Annotated in this window: 18 protein-coding genes; 8 read left to right on the top strand and 10 right to left on the bottom strand. The window is 46.0% G+C overall.

The genetic code is table 11. The features are described 5' to 3' along the window. Positions 1-39: 39 nt before the first annotated feature. The 5 genes from LEP1GSC047_RS05175 to LEP1GSC047_RS05150 form a co-directional block, all read right to left on the bottom strand. On the bottom strand, positions 40-861 hold the full coding sequence (locus LEP1GSC047_RS05175) for a hypothetical protein (protein ID WP_010415026.1): 822 nt from the start codon (positions 859-861) through the stop codon (positions 40-42). A 380-nt stretch (positions 862-1241) separates the two neighbouring features. After that, on the bottom strand, positions 1242-2858 hold the full coding sequence (locus LEP1GSC047_RS05165) for a cytidylyltransferase domain-containing protein (protein ID WP_010415022.1): 1617 nt from the start codon (positions 2856-2858) through the stop codon (positions 1242-1244). Continuing rightward, a complete protein-coding gene (locus LEP1GSC047_RS05160; protein ID WP_010415019.1) occupies positions 2833-4395 on the bottom strand; it encodes a spiro-SPASM protein in 1563 nt (520 codons plus the stop codon). The genes LEP1GSC047_RS05165 and LEP1GSC047_RS05160 overlap by 26 nt, the downstream gene beginning before the upstream one ends. A gap of 36 nt (positions 4396-4431) precedes the next feature. Further along, the gene (locus tag LEP1GSC047_RS05155) at positions 4432-5496 is read right to left on the bottom strand and encodes a putative peptidyl-prolyl cis-trans isomerase (RefSeq protein ID WP_010415017.1); all 1065 of its coding nucleotides are present in this window, start codon (positions 5494-5496) and stop codon (positions 4432-4434) included. A 30-nt stretch (positions 5497-5526) separates the two neighbouring features. Then, positions 5527-6750, bottom strand: a complete 1224-nt coding sequence (locus LEP1GSC047_RS05150) for an aspartate kinase (protein WP_010415016.1) — start codon at positions 6748-6750, stop codon at positions 5527-5529. Positions 6751-6890: 140 nt separating this feature from the next. On the opposite strand from LEP1GSC047_RS05150, the gene LEP1GSC047_RS05145 reads away from it, so the two are divergent. The 4 genes from LEP1GSC047_RS05145 (at position 6891) to LEP1GSC047_RS05130 (ending at position 13219) form a co-directional block, all read left to right on the top strand. Continuing rightward, the gene (locus LEP1GSC047_RS05145) at positions 6891-8759 is read left to right on the top strand and encodes a sodium:solute symporter family protein (protein ID WP_238325542.1); all 1869 of its coding nucleotides are present in this window, start codon (positions 6891-6893) and stop codon (positions 8757-8759) included. 52 nt (positions 8760-8811) lie between these two features. Next, entirely contained in the window at positions 8812-9309 is a 498-nt protein-coding gene (locus tag LEP1GSC047_RS05140; RefSeq protein ID WP_010415014.1) for an LIC10604 family protein, read from the top strand. A gap of 221 nt (positions 9310-9530) precedes the next feature. Next, entirely contained in the window at positions 9531-12131 is a 2601-nt protein-coding gene (locus LEP1GSC047_RS05135; protein ID WP_010415012.1) for a SpoIIE family protein phosphatase, read from the top strand. Between the two features lie 206 nt (positions 12132-12337). After that, complete coding sequence (locus tag LEP1GSC047_RS05130; RefSeq protein WP_010415011.1) at positions 12338-13219, top strand: bile acid:sodium symporter family protein; 882 nt, start codon at positions 12338-12340, stop codon at positions 13217-13219. A gap of 18 nt (positions 13220-13237) precedes the next feature. On the opposite strand, the gene LEP1GSC047_RS05125 is transcribed toward LEP1GSC047_RS05130, so the two are convergent. Then, positions 13238-13831, bottom strand: coding sequence for a Tll0287-like domain-containing protein (locus tag LEP1GSC047_RS05125; protein WP_010415010.1), 594 nt, complete (start codon positions 13829-13831; stop codon positions 13238-13240). 190 nt (positions 13832-14021) lie between these two features. Between LEP1GSC047_RS05125 and LEP1GSC047_RS05120 the strand changes: the two genes are divergently transcribed. Beyond that, complete coding sequence (locus LEP1GSC047_RS05120; RefSeq protein ID WP_010415009.1) at positions 14022-14771, top strand: YebC/PmpR family DNA-binding transcriptional regulator; 750 nt, start codon at positions 14022-14024, stop codon at positions 14769-14771. A gap of 65 nt (positions 14772-14836) precedes the next feature. Continuing rightward, positions 14837-15319, top strand: coding sequence for a crossover junction endodeoxyribonuclease RuvC (locus LEP1GSC047_RS05115; RefSeq protein WP_010415008.1), 483 nt, complete (start codon positions 14837-14839; stop codon positions 15317-15319). Between the two features lie 56 nt (positions 15320-15375). On the opposite strand, the gene cfa is transcribed toward LEP1GSC047_RS05115, so the two are convergent. The 4 genes from cfa to LEP1GSC047_RS05095 form a co-directional block, all read right to left on the bottom strand. After that, positions 15376-16491 (bottom strand): cyclopropane fatty acyl phospholipid synthase, encoded by a 1116-nt coding sequence (cfa, locus tag LEP1GSC047_RS05110; protein ID WP_010415006.1) that lies wholly within the window; start codon positions 16489-16491, stop codon positions 15376-15378. Between the two features lie 346 nt (positions 16492-16837). Then, on the bottom strand, positions 16838-17473 hold the full coding sequence (locus tag LEP1GSC047_RS05105; protein ID WP_010415004.1) for a ParB-like protein: 636 nt from the start codon (positions 17471-17473) through the stop codon (positions 16838-16840). Positions 17474-17501: 28 nt separating this feature from the next. Beyond that, a complete protein-coding gene (locus LEP1GSC047_RS05100) occupies positions 17502-18275 on the bottom strand; it encodes a type III pantothenate kinase (RefSeq protein WP_010415001.1) in 774 nt (257 codons plus the stop codon). 2 nt (positions 18276-18277) lie between these two features. Beyond that, the gene (locus LEP1GSC047_RS05095; RefSeq protein ID WP_010414999.1) at positions 18278-19030 is read right to left on the bottom strand and encodes a biotin--[acetyl-CoA-carboxylase] ligase; all 753 of its coding nucleotides are present in this window, start codon (positions 19028-19030) and stop codon (positions 18278-18280) included. A gap of 174 nt (positions 19031-19204) precedes the next feature. On the opposite strand from LEP1GSC047_RS05095, the gene LEP1GSC047_RS05090 reads away from it, so the two are divergent. Together LEP1GSC047_RS05090 and LEP1GSC047_RS05085 are read left to right on the top strand one after the other, a co-directional pair. Then, on the top strand, positions 19205-22378 hold the full coding sequence (locus LEP1GSC047_RS05090) for an efflux RND transporter permease subunit (protein ID WP_020988414.1): 3174 nt from the start codon (positions 19205-19207) through the stop codon (positions 22376-22378). After that, complete coding sequence (locus tag LEP1GSC047_RS05085) at positions 22353-23891, top strand: TolC family protein (protein WP_010414993.1); 1539 nt, start codon at positions 22353-22355, stop codon at positions 23889-23891. The genes LEP1GSC047_RS05090 and LEP1GSC047_RS05085 overlap by 26 nt, the downstream gene beginning before the upstream one ends. Positions 23892-23930 lie beyond the last annotated feature (39 nt).

Raw genomic sequence — 23930 nt, 5'->3', positions numbered from 1 at the left:
ACGTGGATTAAAGAATCCTAATCTTCTCCGTCGGATATTCTAATTCGGCTCGATCGGAGTCTGAGTTAGTTTACTGGACCATTTCGCCGGGATTTTGATTTTTTGCGGGGTTACGCAACGGACCCCTCCGCCTATATTATTCGTGTACATCAGGCAGCCAGTCGTCTCGAATTCTTTGGGAAGATATGATAAGGCGGAATCTGCGGTTTCAAAATAAACGACCGTGATTTCCGGATTGTTCTTAAATAGATTCAGAACATAAGTGACCGGCGATTCCAGGAATCCACTTTTTGCCTTATAGTAAGCCGGGAGTTTGCCCTGAGGCTCAACTTTCGAGCGATGATAATAGTAAGCGGCTGCTCGGTTCGAAGCCGCTTCCATGAGGGCGCGAGGATAGGCTGCCGTCGGAAATTCCTGATTACAGGCCACGCTAAACCGATCTTCCGTCGTTTCTCCCGAGGAGAATTTGTAGTAAATTCTAAATTCAGCGAAGGCGGCCATGCTATCCGCTACGAGTAAATTTACGGGCTGGATCATGATCGACTGAGACTGGGATGGCGCCGTTTGGAGCAGGATTCCTGTCTCTCGCCGAAAGAGTCCGACGAACGGCTTCAGAAGAATATTCGGAGATTCTTCGAGCGGGATCCATTGGGGTTTTTTTACGGTTTCGAATGCACTTGTTCCAAACGGATAAAAAATTTGGGGTTTGAATGTTTCATCGATTTTTAGAGTGACGCTAATCTTTTCCTCGCCTATGGCGATCTCTCTGGGATGCGGATTCGCAGCAGTGCAGGCGGAAATTTGAATAAAAGACGCTACAATCAAGGGAAGAGTCAGATTGTGTACGATTCTCTTTACCATAAAAACTCCCGAAGCCTTTAACCGTTTTAACGGTTACAAGGAAAGTATGACAGCAACTCCACTCAACGTGCAATCACTTATTTTCCTGGTTGCGCAAGGTCCGGGATGCATTGATCGCCTGCAATCTTCAAAAACTCCGGGCCTACGGTTTAGATCTGTAGGATATTCAGAGAGTCATTCAATCGAATAATAAATCCGCTTCGATCGGAGCCGTAGAAAAGAACGGTTTAAAATACAATCTGTTCCTTTCCGGAAAATACCGAACGATTCGGGGTATCCAGAGGTAGCCTTTTTATTTTTAGTTTTGTTACGGCTCTGGAGGGCTCCGGATAAAATCGCTAATCTTGCTTCCCGTCCGATCCGCGCAAAATTGAATATCTTCATTTTTGATAAAACAGAAAATCTATATATTCTAATATATTATCATATCCGCCGGCTCCGGGGGCTCGCGTTCCGACGGAAAATTTTGCGGAACCGATGTTTTTGTAATACGGAATTCCTGCGTCTTCCTCCAACATGGACGAAAGAGTTTCATGAACGGGGGAGATTCCGAACGTAGCGGATGGGATTCCAAGATATAAGGCTTCGAATAGACTCTGTCCGAAATATCCGAAAAATCGTTTTGAGCCTCTAAGCGCCGTTAAATAATCGTTCGTGGAAAGTCTATCGACATGTTCGATTCTTGCGTTCTCTGCGGCGGGAGGAGTTCCGCCGACTCTTAGGATTTTTCCGGATGGTGATTGCCGAAGTAGAATTCGATCCAAGTCGTTCGATTGTCGCTTTTCGATCGTGCCGGCGTAGCAAAAGAATTCATATTCTTCCATTTCCTCCTGTGTCGGATTTAATGCGGAACTTGTAAGGGAAGGAGGGAGCAAAATATTACTCCAGTCAAAGTCTCCACGATTCAGTGGATGGGGTAATAGATCGAAATGGGGATGAATTTTCCGTTCCGCTCCGAAATGATCCAAAAGCAATAATTTTGTTTTCTTATATTCTATCGGAATACTTATATCCCTGTAGTCGATTATTAATCCTTGATATTCGCCGTCCTTTGGAAACTTGGAAATCAATGTGGGTTCCCAATCTCGGTCGGGAAGCAGGGAATATAAAATATGCGATCTTGCTTCATGGCCGCTGCCGAATTCCTTTGCGGGAGCGACGAGAAGTGCGATCTTGCCTTTCGACTTTCGGTTTACCCTAGGAAGAGAAAATTTTATCTGAGGAACGCTTGCATTTTCCCGGAATAGTTTCGGAAAATCCGCTTCCCATTTAAGAAGATCTCCCACACCCCAATCCGGAATTTCAGGTTTTGTGTTCCCGATCGATTTTGCCGGTCCCTCTAAGATTGCCTCCATTGTTCGAAAATCTTCCGGCGTATCGACGGTCAGACGGAAACGCGGAATTCTATCCGAATCCTCCTCCGCTAGCAAAGCTGGGATGGAAGTAATTCGAAATTTTTCCGGATGCTCCTTAATATGTAGGCTGACATGTTCCCTATGTCGCTCCTCCAATCCGTCTTGCGGCTCCCAAAGCAAAGCTTCCGTACGAAAAACTTCTCCCCCCATTCCTAAGGGTAATCCTTTGAAGTATGATAGCTGCGAAGATCCTTGTAAGAAGGATAGTAAAAGCAGTCCTAGATGTTTTACGTCGTAAAACGGATTGTCACCCGTTAAGCGAAGGACAGCTTCCGCGCCGAATTTCGAGGCTGCGAGAATGTATCGAGCTCTCACGTCTTCTAACGGTCCGGAGAAAACTCGTCTATTCCTGGAAGAAAGAAAGGCTTCCAATTCGAAATCTTCCTCCGGCACGACATAAACGATGCGGGATTGAGGTAGAACCTTACTGATTCGAAAATGGATATGATCCAGCAAGGCGTTTCCGGAACCTTCCGGAAGATCCTTCAGTACTTTTCGGGGGAGGCGAGTCGAACTCGTCCTCGCCTGTATGAACGCATACAGGGAGCCGAGTCTTTTATGCGTTAAAAGTGTACCACTCATCGCAAGTAAGGCAAGGCGCAGGGATCTCTTCGTGCTTTCCGCTTGCGGAGAGTGCAAAGAAGGGATGGCCTTTTTTCCAAATATCCAGCAAGGATTGCGAATTTAGATTTCCGAGACTTCTGGATGCGGTCCCCGGTTGCTGCTTGCATATTGCGACCGACCCGTCCGCATTTACGTAGAGATCCCTGGCTAGGTGCCAACAAAATTCCTTTTCCAAAGGAGTCAGATCCGCGGCCCTACGTTCGGGCAATTTCCCGGCGTACGAATTATACTTTTGAAGAATGATTCCGTATCCTGCCTTCTCCGCGGCTTCGTACCAGGAATCTAGTTCCGAATCGATCTCTTTTAATTTTAGAAATTGAAGATAAATGGAGGACTTGGGAAGAACCTGCGAAATCTCTTCCAAGTTTCGAACGACGGCATCGAATCCATCGTATCCGTACAAAGCGGTATACGTTTTTTTATTCCAGGTACTTAAATTAACGATGAGGCTGACTTTCGATAGCTCTTCCTTTGTACGATTCTCGAAACTTTGTTTCAAGTTTCGGATATCGTCGACCAGGTCGGTTTCGATAAATAATTCGTTTAACGACGTTGATTTTAAGACAATGTCGATGCATTCCGGAAGTTGAGGATGTAATATGGGTTCCCCCAAACCGCCGAAACAAACGCTATATTCGGTTCCGAAATTGGATCTGTGCTGCTCGATCAGGGAATTCAAAAGAGAAGGTTCTATGCGGCTCTCCGGTCCATTTTCCCTGAGTTTACTTGCGGGATAAATAGGCGATTCCCTAAGTTTTCCTCCGAAGAGTTCCAGTTCCAGATAACTCGGTCCTACGCGAAACGCTTGAGGATCGGAAAGTAAAAAGGGTAAAATTTCCTCGTACTTCCAATCTTTCTTTTTTGCGAGGAAAGAGTTCACGAGTAAAACGGAACGAAGGTCGAGAAGAGAAAAATCCAAACGCCACTGTCTCAAGTCCGGCGAATGATAAAAAATTTCCGTATCGTAATGATTGATATTCTTAGCTAAGAAATCCTGAGTGCTTCCGGTAAAATTAGCCGGAAGACTTCGAACGAATTCCCGCGAAAGGATTCGAGGAACGATTCCGACGGGAAGATTTTCGGAATAAGAATAGTGCGCCAGAAACGTATCGTGTCTCTCTGCGATTTCGCGACTTAGATTCGGATCTAATAAGGGAAAGATTCCGTCTAGAACGATAAAACTAGCCTCGTCCCAATCCGGATCCCCCGTTCTCGAGGGGAGTAATTGTTCGGCGATCGTCGAAAAAAAATGAGCCTCCGATTCCGAATCGATCGGTACGAATTCCGTAAAACCGAATTCATGAGCGAGGTCCTGCAAAGGAAGGCTCTCGTCAAATCGAGTATTGGAATAGATGGGGAGTTTCGGAAACACTTGCGAGAGCTTATGAAGCGTAGTTCGAAGATATTCCGAGGTTTCCCGAGTCGACCTAGAAGTTAGGAATCGGAATTTCGAATTGGGAATATAAAATGCGATCGCTTGGGGAGGAAATTTCATATTTTTATTTCTGACTAAAGCTGCAGGAAACGAAACTCAATCTAGATGGATGGATTCTTTGTGGTCCGGAATCTTATTTTCCTTTTTATAAGCATCGTCGAAAATCTGAATCGGGACAGTGCTTCTTTGCTCTCGAACCCATTTTTGGAAATTTTCTTCCTCTTTTTCACGAGCCAGAATATTCATAATTCCCGCCTTGATCGTATCGAAAGGAGTCGTTCTCTTCCCTTCCACCTTGAGAATACAATAGCGTTTGTATTCGTCCCGAAACACCTCCGAAATGCTACCTGCTTGGAGCGGGGAGGCTGCGATTGCGGAAGATTTGCTGATCTTATACAACTCGAAGGAGGAGATCCAATCCACCAATCCTTTTCGACCGCGAAGTCTGACGTCGCTATTTCTAGGAGATCCGGCGATGAGAGTGAACGAATTTGCGTCGGCCTGCAATGTTTTGCGAAGTTCGGTGGCTTCTTTATGAATTCGAGCTTCCTCGGCGATGCTGTCGTTATTCGGCGCGATCGCGATCAATCTATACTGAATTTCGAATCCGACCTTCTCCTTGTTTTGAGCGTACCAATTTCTTACATCCTTTTCGGCGGGAGGAGGCATCGGAACCTTGTATTGGAGTAGCTGACCACGTTTGATCTGGTAGGGAAGTTCGGTGATCCATAGATCGTAGGACATTCCGGAACTCGCTTCGATGGCTTTCTCGAATTGTTTTCGAGACGTAAGACCCATCAATTCCATCCGTTTGTCGATCTCTCCTTCCAGCCTTTTTTGGTTCACTTGAATGGATTCTTCGTCGGCGATTGCGTCGACGATCGCTCTATCGATAAGAAAATCGATTACGCGGGTCCTTTGGGACTTACGCATATCCTCATTTTTAAGGAACCGGGAGAGTTTTAAGTACTTGTCCAAAGCGTCGTCATAGTCCAATTCCGAAATCGACTGGCTACCGATCGTCGCGATAATTCGATTGATTGATTCCGCCGGTTCCGCAGAATTCACGGTCCAAAAAAAGGAAACGGCGATCAGAGTCGAGGCTAGAAAGCGACGACGATTCCGAAACGGCGTAAAAACAGGACCAAATATAGGGGGCACAAGAAGAAATTCCCGCCTAGTCCCGAACGTTCAACCGTTTTTCGAAAGTCCGAAGGTGCTATGGATCTTGTTTACCGCGATTTCTGCCCGGTCTTTGGGAATCACACAGGATATCTTAATCTCGGATGTGGAGATCATTTCGATATTTACGCCTGCATCGGCCAGTGCCTGAAACATCTGTGCTGCGACGCCGACATGGGATTTCATTCCGATTCCGACCGCGGAAACTATGGAGATATTTTCGTTAATTTCGGCCTTTTGGGCGCCATGGGAATTTGCAAAGGATTCCAAAATCGGGAGGGCTTCCTGCAGATCCTTTTTAGGAACGGTAAAGGAAATGGTATTTCTGCCGTTATACGGGGAAGATTGTACGATTACGTCCACGAGGATGTCCCGGCCACTCAATTTACCGAATAGGTCGGCCGCAAGACCGGGTTTATCGGGAACGTTTGCGATCGTGATTCGGGCCTGATCGTTTTTTGCGGTCACTCCGCTGACTTTTAATTTTTCCATAATCTTATCCTCGCTCACCACCAAAGTGCCCGGATTATCATTAAAACTGGAACGAACATGAATGACTACATCGTAATTCATTCCAAGCTCCACGCTGCGGGAATGCAGAACTCCCGCTCCGAGACTTGCAAGTTCGAGCATTTCTTCGTACGTGATTTGAGCGTGCTTCGTTGCCTGCTTGACCACTCGCGGATCGGCGGTATAAACCCCGTCTACATCGGTATAAATCTCGCATTCTTTTGCGCCTAACACGGCGGCTAGTGCGACTGCAGAAGTATCCGAACCGCCTCTTCCCAAAGTCGTGATATTCTCGTTCTTATCGATTCCTTGGAATCCCGCGACGATGACCACTTTGCCTTCCGTCAGGGCCGAATCGATTCTGGTTCTATCTATCGTTTCAATTTTGGCATTCGAGAAATTCCCGTCCGTGACCATCTTTACCTGCGATCCGGTAAACGATTTTGCCGGGACTCCGATTTCCCAGAGAGCGATTGCCAAGAGGGAAATCGAGATCTGTTCTCCGGTGGAGAGCAACATATCCATTTCTCGTCGAGGAGGAGTTTTACTAATTTGTTCCGCTAAGTCTACGAGCTCGTCCGTCGTATGTCCCATCGCGGAAACGACTACGACTACGTGATCGCCTCGATCATGATAACGTTTGATTCGTTTTGCAACGTTTAGAATTCTTTCCGGAGTTCCTACGGATGTGCCTCCGTATTTTTGGACGATGATAGTTGCCATAGTCTCGTAGCCATGTTTCCGCGACTTCGGACGGGATCAAGAGAAATCGATTTCTAAGATTGAAAGAATCCTTGTTTTCCGAGCTTTCCGGCCGATCTTAAGGAAAAAGACTTCCCGATCGGGAAGGAAGGATGGCCGCCATTTTTTCGACTATCGACTGGATCTTAATCGGTGTATACATCGCCTTCGCTTTCGGAGCCGGAATTTTGCTCTCTTCCAAAGCCGGAGAAAGTCTGAGCTCCTATTTCGTCGCGGATCGAAAGCTTCCTTGGTGGTGGCTGGGAACTTCGATGGTAGCGACAACGTTTGCTGCGGACACTCCGTTAGTGATCACGGGCGTCGTCGCCAAAAACGGTGTGAGCGGAAACTGGCTCTGGTGGAGCTGGGCCCTGGGTTATATGGCCATGACCGTCTTCTTCGCTTCATTATGGAGAAGAGTGGAGGTTCTTACGGATATCGAAATCGTGGAGATCCGATATTCGGGAATCGGCGCGGCGATTTTACGCGCTAGCAAGGCTTTCTTTTTAAGCATCTTAATTAATTCGATTATTTTGGGTTGGGTGTTTAAAGCGATGTCCAAAATCACTCGACCCTTTTTGGATTGGAAAGTTTTGTTGGGAGAGAATGCATACGGGATCGTATCTTCTATTTGGCCTGGCTTTCTAGTTTTCGACGATTTGAATAATACACTAACCGTTCTACTTCTCTTCTCCGTAGTGGTCTTTTACAGTAGCATGGGCGGAATTCAAGGTGTTATTCTCACCGATCTATTTCAATTCGCATTAGGGATTTGTGGTGCGGTCGTATTCGCCTTTTATGCGGTGAATTACGTCGGCGGGTTGGACGGCCTTTATTCCAAGCTCGAGCTAACCTATCCCGGAAAATCCGAAGGGATACTTTCTTTCTGGCCATCCTTCGGAGAAGGCGAAAATCATTTACCACTTACAATATTTCTAATATTCATCGGGGTACAATGGTGGATCCAATATTATTCCGACGGATCCGGATACCTGGCTCAACGTTTACATACCGCAAAAACGCCTAGAGACGCCGAACTGGGATCTCTTTGGTTTAATATCGCGAATTTCATCCTGAGAACTTGGCCGTGGGTCTTAACCGGATTGGTTTGCCTTGTAGTCTTCCCGTTGGCTAAGGCGGATCTTTTTTTTCCGGAAGGAAGTATGGTTCAGCACGATCGCGAGATGGGTTATCCGGCCTTGATGAAGATGATTCTTCCTTCGGGAATTTTAGGCTTGGTTTTCGTGAGTTTAATGGCCGCGTTTATGTCGACTGCCGACACTCATATCAATTGGGGGGCCAGCTATCTAGTGAACGATTTGTATCTTCGATTCCTAAAACCGTCCGCGAATAATAAGCAAACCGTGAGAGCGAGTAGAATTGCGGTGGTGCTGATGGCAGGCATTTCCATTTTGGTGGCGACTCAGATGGGATCCATCGAATCCGCTTGGAAATTTTTTCTAGCGATGGCTTCCGGACTCGGGCTTCCGCAGATTTTAAGATGGATTTGGTGGAGAGCGAACGCTTGGACCGAATTATCGGGCATGCTGACGGCTCTCGCCCTTTCCTTACTCCTATATCCCGTTTTTCCCGAAGTACGATCCGAATACTTATTGTTCTGGACCGCGATCGGAAGTGTGGCCGTTTCTATCACAGTCACATTTCTAACGGCTCCGATCGGAGAAGATACCTTAAACGCATTCGTAACCAGAACGCAACCCTTCGGTTTTTGGGGAAAATGGGGCGGTCGCGAAGTTCGGAAAGAATTTTATTCCCGTTGTTGGATCTGGATATTGGCCAGTGTTTCTCTGTACGCATCCTTATTCGGTACAGGGACTCTTCTCAAAAAAGAACTTGTTCAGGCCGCAATCTATCTAGGTCTATCATTCGTTTCCGGAATCGGTGCCTACAGGCTTTGGGCGCACAAAGCGAAACTTCAAACGATTCGAGTCCAAGATACCGAAACAGCGCAAAATAAATTAACCGGTTGATCTAAAAATCGATTGTATCCGGTAAGCGAAAACGGACGATTTGGATCGATTCATGTTTTGGTTAGCGATTTCAACGGCTATTTTTTTGACGATCGTTATCCTAATCGTTGCGATCGGACTAGCGCTGCCCCAGGAGCACGAAGCGGAAGGAGAACGGGAAATCGCGGCTCCGATCGAAGAAGTGTTTGCCGTAATCAGAAATCCGGAAGAATACCCTCGGTGGAGATCCGGTGTTCGTTCCGTTCTAAAGGAAAGCGATACCGTTTGGTTGGAAAAAGATTCCCACGGACATCATATTCGTTATAGTTTCGAATCGGAAAATCGTCCCTCCTCCTTGCTTGTGAGAATTTTGAGCGAAGGATTACCATACCAAGGAACCTGGGAGTATCATTTTTTAAAGTTAGGTCCTTATTTAACCCGAGTTCGCATTCGGGAGCAGGGAAAAATTTATAATCCGATTTTTCGATTTCTTTCGCGCTTCTTTTTCGGCCACACAGCCACAATTCATCAGATACTCAGAGAACTATCCCTATCGCTAGAGAACAAATGAATTGGAAGTATCTTGATCGCATTCTAATCCCAAGGTTCTCCCGTAAGCGCAAAGAAAAGTAAATCGAAGTGAGTATTCGATTTCTTCGAAACGTAATTGTTATCTGATTCTATTCGTTTTATAGTCGACTCGAAACATCCTGTAAGATAAATCTATTCACTAGAATTAAAGCGAAAACGGCCTTACTTCGTCGTAACTAAATTAACCTTGGATGTTTCGGGATGAAATCCCTTATCAGGTTCGCTTGCGTTTGCCTCTGCATTCCTATCTTTTCGTTACTCGCCGGCGAGATCAGCGTTGCTGAAATTTCCGACTTGTCCAAGGTTCCTTCCTTGGACGGACAAGGTTGGAAGTCGATTCACCGTCAGATCGATCCGAAAGTCGTTTACGAATCTTTTTTGGATGGGACCGAAACCTTTTCCGAATGGGAAGACTATGGAGTTCCTGGCAATTATTTTATCAAAAAAATCGAATCGAATTCCTCGGTTAAGACGATCTGGATCGCAAGAGTCATCCGCGTTAACGATCGTAATTTTCGCGAACAAGCCTCGATTAGACTCGGCGTTATTTCCGATAGGGACGAAGTCTATTGGAACGGTTCGTTGATCGGAAAGACCGGAATATTCGGAGCGGAAAAGCCGCAAGCGTATGACAAGGTCCGAATTTATAAGATTCCGGACGATTTATTGAATAAAGGGAATTCGAATCTTCTTCTTATAAGAGTGGAGAAATACTTTCCTAACGATATCGGAATCACGAACGATAGGACGGAAATCGGATCGAGCCAGGAAGTAATTTCGAGATTTTATCGGGAAGAATATTTGAAACTTCTATTCTTGACGGTTTATTTGACGGTCGGAATTTATTTTGCGTTCCTATTCATTCGTCGGCGAAAAGAGTCCGAGAATTTATACTTTTCCGCGTTTACTCTTCTCCTAGTCGCTTATCAATTCTTTAGAAATCAAATTAAATACGATCTCGGCATTTCCTTCTTTACGATGAAAAAGATGGAATACTTAGTCCTGATTTTTACCGTTCCGTTTTTTAGCCATTTTCTTCGGGCGTATTTTAGAATTCCGCGATCTCGTTTTTTTCTGGCCTTGGACGTTCTTTGTTTAGGTGTCGCGTTCTATATCTTGGCGACGGGCGAGGTTCTGAATTATATGTTCGTGAATCAGAATATAGTCCAGCCGATTTGGTTAGGGTACGTAGCGGTCGCATTCTACTGGTTGATAAGAGAAATCAGAAAGAAAAGCAGGGATGCGTTATTGATCGCTGCGGGAATGGGATTGGTGTTAGTCGCTACGGTAGTGGACATTTTGACCGATCGGGGGGTTTTTATTTTTCCGAGATTAGTAGGCTACTCGTTCGTGTTCTTTATTTTGAGCCTGGCAATCATACTCGCGAATAAATTCGTACGGCTAAACGAGGAAGTCGAGGAATTGAACGGTTCTCTGGAAAAAAAGATCGAGGAAAGAACATTAGAATTAAATAATACTCTAGAGCAGGTGCAGCGCTTAAAAGTCCAACAAGACGGGGACTATTTCCTTACGACATTGCTCATCAACCCGCTTACCGTAAATGAAAATAAAAGTCCCAACGTGTCGGTCGATTTTTACATCAAACAGAAAAAGAATTTCGAATTCAAGACTAGGAGTTACGAAATCGGCGGGGATATTTGCGTTGCCGGGAATCTGGAGCTAAAAGGACGGAATTATACAGTATTTTTAAACGGTGACGCGATGGGAAAATCGATACAAGGGGCCGGGGGTGCCTTGGTATTGGGTGTGGTGTTCCGCGCGATTCTCACTCGATCCAAAATGACCAAGGAAAGAGAAATTTCTCCGGAACAATGGTTGAAGCAAGTCTTTATGGAGTTGCAACAAGTTTATGAATCCTTTAACGGGTCCATGTACATATCGGCGGTAATCGGAATTTTGGACGAAAAGTCGGGATTTCTTTATTACATAAATGCGGAGCATCCTTGGACGATTTTATATCGGGATGGCAAAGCGTCTTTTATAGAAGAGGCTTTAACTTGTCGCAAATTCGGGATTCCCGATAACGAACAAAATTTAATCGTTCAGACGTTTCAGCTCGCGCCGGAAGACGTACTATTTATCGGATCGGACGGGAAGGATGATTTGAAGATGGTCAACGCGTCCGGCGAATCCGTCATCAACGAGGATACGGAACAAATTTTAGGCGTCGTCGAAGAAGGGCAGGGAGATCCGACTCGTATCTTTGAAATTCTTCAAACGAAGGGCGAATTGTACGACGACTTTACCTTATTGCGCGCCGAGTATTTAGGGGAATCCGAAGAGGATCGATCCGAGTCCGGCCGAGAATATTTCGAGTTTTACGATAAGGGCAAAAGCCTTCTTAAGACGGGAGAAAAGCGGGACGGTCTTTATTTTTTGGAGAAAGCCCAGGAAGCCAATCCTCGTGATAAAAATTTACTGCGTCTTTTGGGAGAGCAACATTTTAAAGAGAAAAATTTTCCCAGGGCGGCCCGGTATTTGGAGAATTTTATCGCGGAATCGCCGGCTTCCTTGGATCATTTCTTCTACGCGGCTCACGCACATAAGATGGCCGGCGAAACGGGTAAGGCAATCGATGTCGCTGAACGTTTGCTGTTAAGGAAACCGAATCATATCAAGGCGCTTATTATTTTGGCGGACATATACTTATCCATAGGCGTAAGCACTAGAGGGCGCGAACTTCTTGAAAAGGCTTTACGACTCGATCCCGAAAATAAAAAAGTGATCGGACTCTTAAACCTTTCGGTCGATGGTAGGGAAGCGGTTTCTTTCAAGAGCTGATTTTTTCCCTCTCTTCGGAAAAGGAGACTAACGTATTGTAGTTAGGCCGCGCTCGTTCGGAAATTCCGATTTGTTCGGAGTCCATTCCAAAACCAAATAAAAAAGACTTTCTTTTCCGATGATCCTTCTTAAATCACTCCAGATAAAAGGGAGGTCGAGCTCGGCCCCCGATTGATTGAACATTTGTTATTTTAAGGAGACTGCCGATGCAATTAGGCGTTATCGAAAGAGCTTTGCTTCCTAGTTTACTCGCAATCGTTATGCTAGGAATGGGATTCGGGCTTGCCTTAAGCGATTTTCGACGAATCTTGACCACTCCCTTGCAATCGTTAGTCGGAACGATCGGGCATTTCGTGATTATGCCCCTGGCCGCTTATGCGGTCGTTTTGATTTTAGGTCTTGAGTATGAATTGGCGCTTGGCGTCATTTTGGTCGGCTCCTGTCCTAGTGGAACGACTTCGAATCTCATCAACTATTTAGCCAAGGGAGACGTGGCTTTGGCGGTTGTGATCACTTCGGTGTCGACTCTACTTTGTCCGCTTTTAACGCCGTTTATCGTTTCATTTTTCGGATCTTTTTTGGACGCGCCCTCCGGGAAAATTTTAGAAATCTCTTTTATAGAAATGTTAAAGACCGTGATTATTATTATCGTGATCCCGATTACGATAGGAATGAGCGTTAATTATCGATTTCCTAAAATCGCCCGTGCGATCGAAAAGCCTTACAAAATATTTTCGATTCTATTTTTAGTATTCGTGATAGGATTCGTAGTCTTTAAGAATAGAAGCGAATTTTGGAATATGATTAGCCTTGTCGGGGCTGCAGTCGTCTTACATAATGCATTCGGTTTTGCCGCCGGATATTTCCTTCCTAAATTTCTCGGAATCGGAGAAAGACAATGTCGTACGATTTCGATCGAAGTCGCTATTCAAAATACCACGTTAGGAATGACTCTTGCCGTTCAATTTTTCGGTCCGAAGGTCGCGCTACCTTCGGCAGTGTTCAGCATTTGGATGTACTTAACGGGTATCACGATGGCCTTGGTTTGGTCTCGACTTTTTCCTTTGCCCCAGGAAATCGAGGCCTAATATGCGCGAGTGACTAGATTATAAACGTTTCCAACTAGCGGAAAAGGCGCCTCTCAGGTCTCCTAGTTTGTATCCTGTCGCTTTATCATTCGGATAGAGTCGCAATAACGCAGCCTTCGTCTTCGCATCTATCGCTTCGGAGGAACCGTGGCATTTTAGGCAGGTCTCGTTGGCCAATAGGATCGGCTTGAGTGCATGGAGTTCCTGCGGAGAGCTTTCGAAAAACATGTACGGAGGATTTCCCGTTTTTGAGAATTGTTTCCAGTCCTGTATGACCTTGGCTTCCCATTCGTTCGGCGCATGCTCGGGGTTTCTATTTTTTTCGGAAATTCTTCGCAGTCTTAAGCCCGGATATTTTGCGGAAAGTTCCTGTTCCTTGGCGGGAGAAATCGTTTTGCAAACTGCGATCGAAGAGGCGATTCCGTTTTTCTTTATGGATTCCTGGAGTTCTTTTAACAAATCGGCCTGAAGTTCTTCGAAGAGGGTCTTGATAATTTCCTTTTTTTCCAAATCCTGATTACGATCGCAAACGGCAAAAAACTGGACTAAAATTACTATCGCAGTCCCTTGAAGGATTATCCGGCGGAAGAGGGAGGATTTATTTTGATTCACATAACAATCATATCGAATTCGAGTGCTTTGCCAAGCCTTTCCGCGAAGTCTAAGGGCGAAGTCGATCCCTCAAAAAAGATGGACAAGGTTGAAAAATAGGGATTTGTTGAAAAAAGCGTGTTTGAAACTCGTGCTCGAGCTTAAAATTCCAAACAATCAATTCTCAATTCGATAAAAAGGGGAACATCCGATGTCGGGTCATAGTAAGTGGGCCACTATTAAGCGTAAGAAGGACGCGATCGATTCGAAACGAGGGGCGATCTTCACAAAAGTGGTAAAAGAGATCACCGTAGCGGCCAGGATGGGAGGATCCGACCAGGAAGGGAATCCTCGTTTGCGTCTCGCGGTATTGAAAGCCAAATCCGCGAATATGCCTAAGGACAATATCGAGCGGGCGATTAAAAAAGGAACGGGGGAATTAGAGGGGATCGTTTACGAGGAATGCCTTTATGAATGTTTCGGTCCCGGCGGTATTGCGATCATGGTCGAGGCCGTGACGGATAAAAAATCCAGAACTACTCCCGAAATTAAAAGTATTCTAACCAAATTGGGAGGTTCTCTCGCTACAACCGGAAGCGTTAGTCGTCTTTTCGAAAGAAAAGGGATTATTATCGTTCCGTCCGATCAAATCGGAGAAGAAGAACTCTTCGATTTAGCGGCAGGTGCCGGTGCCGAAGACGTCCAAAACGAAGGCGAGGTATACAGGATCGTCACGGGACCCGAAGACTACGAAGCCGTGCAAAACGCCTTGAATCATAAAGGGATCAAAACCGACGAATCCGAAATTAGATTCGTTCCTTTGGTCACTACCGAAGTTGCCGACAAGGATATTGCGGATAAAGTAATGAAGTTGATCGATAACCTGGAAACTCATGACGACGTTCAGAGCGTGAATTCCAACTTCGAATTGGCTCCGGAACTGGAGAAAGAATATGAATAGCCGACTCCTTCATAAAGGATTTTTAATCCTTCGAAAACGGATCGAACGATAAACTTCTTTAGAAAATGAAAGTCTTAGGCATAGATCCAGGCTCCCATCGCATGGGATATGCCGTTTTAGAGAAAGTAAAGTCGGTTATTCTCGTCCGCACGTACGGAACGATCGAAGTCCCGCCGGGCACGAAAAGTCCTGTGAATTTAATCGCGATTCGTCGTCAGTTAGACGCCATTTTGGACGAATTCCGACCGGATCTGGCCTGCGTGGAGGAGCTTTTTTTCGCAAAGAATAGATCCACCGCGGCTAGAGTATACGAATCCCGGGGGGTCATCCTACTTACATTAGGAGAACATAATGTTCCGGTCGTTGAGCCGACGGCTTCTCAAATTAAAAAAGGAACTACCGGAAACGGAACCGCGGATAAGAAGGATATAAAGTCCGCCTTACGCTTATTACTCGGCCTACGCGATTTGACCGGACACGACGATTCTTGGGACGCTTTAGCGTCCGCATACGTAGGCTTAGCGATGACCGGATCCGTCGGTTTGTAAACGGTTCCGCTTCGTTTTCCGTCGACGAATCCGAATCGTTCGGCTTTAGGATCGGATCACCTTGCCGCTTCGTATACGCCTTCCACTCCTTTCGTGAAGACGAACTGCCAGAGCTGTAATTTACGGGCTCGGAACGCGCCCGCGCAGGCAAGAAGATAAAATTTCCACATTTTATAGAACCTTTCTCCGTATTTGGATCCTATCTTCTTCCAGGATCTTTCGAAATTATGATACCAGGCCATTAGAGTTCTATCATAATCGCTTCCGAAGTTCTGTAGATCTTCCAACACGAATAAATTCTCGCTCGCGCTCGTCAATTGGGCCAACGAAGGGAGAAGGGAATTCGGAAATATGTATTTTTCTATCCACGCATCTCCGACTTTCGCGGTTTCGTTGGATCCTATCGTATGCAGTAGAAAGAGTCCTCCGTCTTTAAGACATTTATAAACTAGTTTCATGTAGGTTCTATAATTCTTAAATCCGACATGTTCCATTTGTCCGACGGAAACGATCCGATCAAAAGGCTCGTTCACGTCCCTATAGTCCTGCAGCCTAAACTCGATTTTCAAACCTTTGGAAAGATCCTTGGCCAGAGCTAATTGTTCTTTGGAAACGCTAATCCCCACGACTTCCGCTCCGTAGTTCCGTGCGGCATGTCGGGCAAAACCTCCCCAACCGCAGCCTATATCCAATACTTTCATACCCGATTTTAATCCTATTTTACGACAGATTAAATCCAGTTTGTTTTTTTGCGCTTCCGCTAAGTTAGCCGCGTTCTTCCAATATGCGCAGGAATATACGAGCTCCGGATCGAGCATTTCCTGAAAGAGGTCGTTTCCGAGATCATAATGTCTTTCCCCGACTTCGAACGCTCTACTCTTATTTTGTTGATTGATCAACCGGGAAAGTACGAGGAGTAGAATATCTCTCCAGGATTTTCCGCCGGCATGTTCGAGTCCTGCTTTGACGATTCTATAGACGGTTTGATCCAACCGTTCGCTCTCGAACCAGCCGTCCATATAGGCTTCTCCAAAACCTAACGAGCCTTTTGCGATCAGTCTTTCGTAAAAAGCTTCGTCTCGGATCTTTATATCCCAGGGGGAATTTCCTCCGAATGAAATACCGGCTCCGGAAAAAAGGTTTTCTACTTTATTTCGAATTGCGCTCCGCATCAGAATGCCTCCGTCTCTCGGCAGGTTTTACAAGAGGAAGTGTAGAGATTTTGGTAAAGATCGCAATCGAAAAAGTCCGAAATCGCGCTGATATTCTTCTGAATTTATATGCAAAATATCAATTGAAAAGGTAATTTAAGAAATCAAAATGAATTCGTAATGCGGGTATAATCGGAAGAGGATGATAACGAAACGTACGTTAGGTGTCCCGGCTCGAAAGCGAGGACGTCGCGACTTTAACGGATATTCTTTTTAGTAAGCGACATAGAATCGTGAATTTAATTCCGACCGATTTTTAGTTTATACCGGAATGGAATCCGGACCTATTCGATTCGAGGAAGAATGCCTATTTTTTAATAAACCCCGGGAGATGTTTTGCCTCGTGAGTTTTACAAAGTTCGATGGCTTGATTTACGGCAGCTTGAAATCCTTCTTCGGTATCTTCAAAATCCATTTGCTGCCTAAAAAAGTTCCCCCATAAAAACTCTTGGAATGGCTTATCCGATTTTTCATAAGCGCCGGCTTTGCGTACGGCCCAGGCTAGACTTCTAAATTTATCGTCTTGCAGGCCTTCCAAGCGGGACGGAATTTCCTCGATACCGGCGGGATTTCCGTCTTTGTCGAATAAGTATACCCATGCATTTTCCCGCATCAATAACCAAAAGTCCCTCTCTTGCCATTCGGAACAGTTTTTTAAAACTTTAATATAAACCGTATCTCTCATATCGGTGAGTTCTATCGCACGAGCGCGATGATGATGGTCCACGACGTAAGGTCGCTTGTCCGGGCCTATCACGACGGGAAGGTAATTCTCTTTTAAGTATGCATCCAGATCTTCCGAAGACATTTCCTTAAATTGTCCGATCCTATATTGAACCTCCCGGAATCCTAGGCAGAGTTGAGTCGGATGTAAAGTCGAAGTCTCGACCACGCTGAAATTGTCTATTTGCAGGTCGGACGTGTATTCTTGGATGTCGTTCATTTTAATCCTACTCTCGTATCGAATCGCATTAATGATTCAGTTCGTATAGAAATTGCAACCCGCGTAAGGTTAATAACGGTTCTATTTTATCGAAAATTCCGGGATGCGCCGCGTGAATGGTGGTAACGAGTCCGCCGGTACCGATCACGGTATATTCCTTCCCGTAGCTATTCTTAATTTCTCGTATGATTCCTTCCAATAATCCGATCCATCCGTAAAAAAATCCCGCTTGGATGGATTCGATCGTGGAATCGCCTAGTATCTTCGTCGGGGCCTGGAATACGATCGGCGGCAATTGGGCGGCGTTTCGAGTGAGAGCATCCATGGATCCCTTTAATCCCGGAGCGATAACTCCACCCAAGTAGTTCGGAGATTCGTCGATCACGCAAAATGTGGTCGCAGTTCCTAAGTCGATGATGATGTTTTTTCCGGGATGATCGACGACCGCTGCTGCGGCGTTTACCAAACGGTCCGCTCCGATCTCGAAGGGCCGAGGATATTTAATTCCGAACGGGAGTTTCATTTGATAATGAACTCTAATCGGTTCGATCTTAAACCAATCCTGAATCATTCTTTCTAAGATCGGATTCAATTGCGGAACTACCGAAGAATAAATTCCTCCGCGAATATGCGAACTATCGATTTCAAATTCCCGCAAAAACCCTCGTAAGAAAAGACCCATTTCATCGGAGGTTCGATCTTTTCTCGTTACGGTTCGCCTATGAAAGATAGGCTCTTTCGAACCGTCCCGGTAAATTCCGAAAACGGTATTTGTATTACCGACATCTATAACTAGAATCATTCCTAACCCAGGGATCTAAAATCTTCCGGACTGTCAATGAATTCGGTGATTTCCCCGGAAGGAGATCGAACGAGTAATCGTCCGGAATCGTCCACTCCCAATACGATCGCGGTCTGCGGAACCCCGTTTTCCGTATAGGCGATCGTACTTTCTTTCCAGAGAAGTCGGTCGTTGATAAACGAAAGATACGTTTTTCCGTCGCTCAGGGATAAGGCCGCGTCGTTTAACAATGGTAGGAGCGTTTCTAGAAAACGGTTTCTTCTTCCCGACTCGGTCTCCGAGGACGTCACAAATCCGGCTTCCGGTAATTCTTCCGAAAGGCTTTTTCCGAAAAGATTAACCCCGATGCCGACAATCCAATCCCAGTCCTCTCCTTCTTTTTCGGTTTCTATTAAAATTCCGCAAACTTTCTTACCTTTTACGAATATATCGTTCGGCCACTTGATTTTAAGATCGCCCGATTCGTGCAAGGACGGATAGGTTGTTAGCAGGGCTTTCGCTACCGAAACTCCGATGAATAAGGAAAAAAGATTCGGAGAATGTATTTCACCGGTCGAACGAAACTTTCCCGAGAATAGGAAAGGCTCGTCCCCTAATACGGCCCAGGTTCGATTTTTGCGTCCTCTTCCTTGAGACTGAAAGTCAGCTAGGATCCAGGTTCCTGGCGGAAATTCTTTCCCCTTTAGAATCGTATTTGTCGAGATTGCCTCGGAAAGGAGTATCCCTTTATCGGGTTCGAGAAGTCGAAAAGACATGGGAATTTCATATTGGAATGTTCCTTTCGGACAAGAAAAAATCTGGCACCGGCGATAAAAAGGAAGGTCTGAAAAAAAGAACTTAGATCTCGTTTCTTGGGACCGGTCCCGTATTCATTAGAGGCTCCTTTGCAATTATCAGAAATTTCCATTCGTAACCCGATCTTCGCGTGGATGATGATGATCGGTATCATCCTACTCGGTACCATCGGGTTCTCCCGGATGGGACTTTCTCAGATGCCGGACGTGGACTTCCCGATAGTAAACGTTACGTTAAATCTAGAGGGCGCCAACGCCTCGGTTATGGAAACCGATGTGGTGGATCCGATCGAAGAAGTTTTACTCACGGTTCAAGGCGTAGTGGAAGTTAGATCGGTATCCACCGATAACTCCGCCACAATCACCGTCGAACTCGAACTGAAACGCGATGTGGACGTTGCGATTCAGGAAATTCAGACTAAAATCGCGCAGGTTCAAAACAAATTACCCGACGCCCTGGATCCTCCTATCTTGATGAAGTCCAACCCGGACGACACGCCCATCATCTGGGTTTCGTTGACGGCCGTGGGTCGAACGGATCAGGAGAAGATGATCTTCGTGAAATCGCAGCTAAAAGATAAATTTCAGGAGATATCGGGCGTAGGCGAAATCATTTTAGGCGGATACGTGGACAGGACGATCAACGTATTCCTGGATCCGATACGTTTGACCCGGGCGGAATTGACCGTCAATGATATTACAAATACGTTAACCGAACAGAATATAGAAGTACCCTCGGGGAGAGTGGAAAACAAAAGTTCGGAAGTTTCGTTGAGAGCCGTCGGAGACGTTCCGACGGTCGAACAATTTTCGAATATCTTTATAAACTCAAGAAGCGGAGCGGCGATGTTCCGCCCGGTCCGTCTTCGCGAGGTCGCGCATGTCGAGGACGGTTTGGATGAGATTAGAAGGATTTCCCGTTTCAACGGAATTTCCGCAGTCGGATTAGGAATTAAAAAAATCAAAGGCGCCAACGCGGTTCAAGTCGGAGATTTGATCAAGAAGAAGATGCGGGAGTTAAAACCGACGCTTCCGAAAGGATACGATCTTTCTATCGCGAATGATAATACTACGTTTATCCGTGATTCCGTCCAGGAGCTGATCTTTACACTCGTACTTTCCGCGCTTCTGACCGGTTTTGTTTGCAGGCTCTTTTTGGGAAGTTGGAGCAGCACTTGGAACGTCCTGCTTGCAATTCCTACTTCGGTGATGGGAACTTTCTTACTATTGTATTTCGCGGGATTTACCCTGAATACCTTTACTCTTCTCGGACTTTCTCTTGCGGTCGGAATCGTCGTGGACGATGCCATTATGGTTCTGGAGAATATCAGCCGACACCGGGAGATGGGAAAGACTTGGTTCCAAGCCGCGTTGGACGGGGCTTCAGAAATAAGATTCGCTGCGTTAGCCGCCACTCTGGCGATAATCGCGATTTTCCTCCCGGTCGCTTTCATGTCCGGAATCATCGGTAGATACTTCCTCGAATTCGGAGTAACGGTCGCGGTTGCTGTGGCTCTTTCCTTATTCGAAGCTCTGAGCTTTACTCCGATGAGAGCCTCGCGTTATAGGGAGCATAAAATCGAAGAGCACAAAAAACGAGGCGGTAAGAAAGCGATACAATTTCCCGAACCCAAACCCGCATCCGATCCCAATCGATTCGAGCGAACGATTTCCAAGTTCAAAGCCGCGATCGCGCCGATTTCCTTCTTTAAAAAGATGGATCCGATCATCGAAAGATTCCTGCAATTTTCGGAACGCATTTATGGTAAGGTGTTGGATTACGTAATCGCATTTCCAAAAATCATTCTTTTAGTGTCTACGCTCTTGTTCGCGCTCTCTCTCGGATTTTTGCTGCTGTTAAAGAAGGAGTTCATTCCCCCTCAGGATATGGGTCGTTTTATTATTCGGGCAAAAATGCCGATCGGCTCATCCATTTATCGGACGGACGAAGCCATGAAGAAGGTGGAAGAGTATCTTCTTAAGAAACCCGAAATTTCCAAGTACATGTCCAATGTCGGCGGAATGGGCGGAACGGAATCCAACGGAGCGATGTTTTTTGTTTCGGTCAAAGATATGGGGCAACGACCAAAAAGTAAAAAGACAGGGAGAGAGATAACTCAAAACGAAATCTTTGCGGATTTACGAAAGGATTTAAAAGCTCTCGTTCCCGAATGTAAATTTTCCGTCCAAGACTTGTCGCAACGGGGATTTAGTGCGGGAAGAGGATATCCCGTCGAACTCGTATTGTCGGGACCGGATTGGGCCAATTTAGCCAAGGTGGCCGACGAGATTCGAAATCGCTTGGACCAAAGCGGAGTCCTATTGGATATCGATACGGATTACGTTTCGGGACAACCGGAAGTCCGGATTTTACCCAACCGAGAGGCCGCCGCCTTGAGAGGCGTTAGTATGGCGAATATCGGAAATACGATCGGGCCTCTGATGGGTGGAAAAAAGGTGAGTCGATTTACCGAAAACGGAAGAAGTTACGATGTTCGTGTTAAGATCAATAAGGAACAGGGAGAAAAAGCGGACATCATACCGAACATAAGCGTTCGTAATACGTACGGCGAATTCGTGCGCTTAAAAGACGTTTTGGTGCTTCAGGCTACGAATACCCTAAAGAATATTACGCGCGTTAACCGGGATCGAACGATTAAAATATTCGGAAATCCTCCGGTAGCCGTCGGACAGAACAAAGCTACGGAAGAATCCATACGGATCGCAAAGGAAGTGCTTCCGGAAGGCTATTCGGTCGACGTGACGGGTTCTGCAAAGACCGCGGGAGAATCCGCTAATAGTCTTTTATTCGCCCTTGTTATGGGAATTGTGATGTCGTATATGATCTTAGCGAGTCAGTTCAATAGCCTAAAACAACCGCTTTACATTTTACTGGCGATGCCTTTCAGTTTTTCCGGAGCGCTAATCGCCCTTTATTTTATGAAGCAATCGTTCAATATGTATAGCTTTATCGGCTTGATCATGCTGCTCGGGCTCGTTAAGAAGAATTCTATTTTATTAGTCGAATTCGTAAACCATGTCCGTTCGCAAGGAAAAAGCATTGCGGAGGCGATCCGAGAAGGTTGTCCTGTCCGATTGCGACCGGTTTTGATGACCTCCTTCGCGTCCATTGCAGCGGCTATTCCGCCGGCATTAGCTCTAGGACCCGGCGCCGAGACCCGGGTCCCGATGGCGATCACCATCTTGGGCGGATTGATTCTCTCGACCCTAATTACTTTTATCGTGGTGCCTGCCGCGTATTTTCTCATGGAAAAGGAATCGAATGATAAGCTATCGCATACTAGATAAGAAAGTTCTTTTTTTTCTCCCTATCTGTATCTGGTTCGGTCTTCATTTCTTTGTTTCTTGCGCGTCCACGACTTCGTTAACTTCTACAGAAGTCAAACTAAAGGACGGAGTTATAGAGGATAATTTAAAACAAGTGACCGGAGTTACGACTCAGGATGTGGAAAGAGCATCGTCGCGTTACGCCGTTTCTTTGGACGATTTGTACATTCTCGCCGTAGAGAGAACGGAACGGATCGCTCTGAAAAACGAGACGACCGAGCAGGCGGAAGCTCAAAAATGGGGGCAATTCGCAGGGTTCTTTCCGACTTTATCGTACGTGTATAACAAATTTTATACGACGCCGCCCGTTCATCCGACTCCGACCGCTTCCTTAGCTCAACAAATATCGGCCGATAATCAGCTCCAAGCCAATTTGGACAAATACGGTCCGGGTGCTCTGCTTATCCCTTCCTCTTCGGGAGGAACTTCGACTACGATCTCTCCGACCGCTACTGCCGGTTCTCGTATTCTGCTGAGTGTTCCGATCAATACTATGATAACGTCGTTTTTGAGTTTCAAATCGGCAAAATTTACCACGGAGCAGAGAAGACTGGAGGCGAAACACGAGGCAGGTAGAATGTATCTGGAATTGGCCCAGGCATATTTTAATTTTCTAATGTTAGAGGAGAACTTACGCTTTGCGCAACAAACTCTCGATCTGACTTTGGAGGACGTGCAGGAAAGGCGCAGACTTTATTCCTTGGGTCGAATTATGAGATCCGAGCTACTTTCCGCCGAAACAAGGTTATCCAATGCGGAAGCTTCGCTCGGAGACACTAAATTTCAGTTGGAACAGATAAGGATTACCTTGTTTACGATGGCGGGTAGCGAACCGACTCTTAAGGTCGCCGGGTACCAGGCCAATAACCTGCCGGATCCTCCCGTGGATCGGGAGCCGGGAGAATTTCTCTCGAAAAGATACGACGTTCTCGCTTCCGATAAAAGCCTCAAGGCGAGCGAATGGAATAAATCGGTGGCGATGACGAACGTCTATATGCCTTCCATTGCATTTAACAATTATTATTCTTTTCCTACGCCGGGAACGACTTATAATAAGGACATCGTCACTCAATTCCAGGTCACCGTACCGCTCACTCCGTTTGCCCAACTCGAAAACTATCGCGCGGCGGATTCTCAGCGGAAGCAAGCAAAGCTTACCATGTCTCAGACAAGGAGAACCGCGTCTCAAGAGATCAGAAACGCGTTTGAAGCATATAAGAATTCACAGAGACTTCTTACGATCTACGAAAAAGCGCATACCCTAGCTCAGGAAACGGCACAATCGCAGGTCGCGAGTTATAGAACCGGAAGGACGAGTCGGATCGAATCGATTACCGCCAGACTTTCGGCCCTGACGTCCGAAATGACTTACCGTAGGATGTTGCACCAACATAATTTGAACCGAATCGTCGTCGGAGTTACGATCGGCGAGGTTCCCCGTCTTCCGGCGGAAAAAGAGAGTAAGGAAGATTAGAAAATTTTAAAACGAATTTTCTCTACCGTGTCGGAGTTC

It is taken from the genome of Leptospira inadai serovar Lyme str. 10 (assembly GCF_000243675.2).
Taxonomy (GTDB): domain Bacteria; phylum Spirochaetota; class Leptospiria; order Leptospirales; family Leptospiraceae; genus Leptospira_B; species Leptospira_B inadai.
The sequence above is the reverse complement of the archived record's forward strand: the minus strand, read 5'-3'. Positions and strand labels throughout refer to the sequence as shown.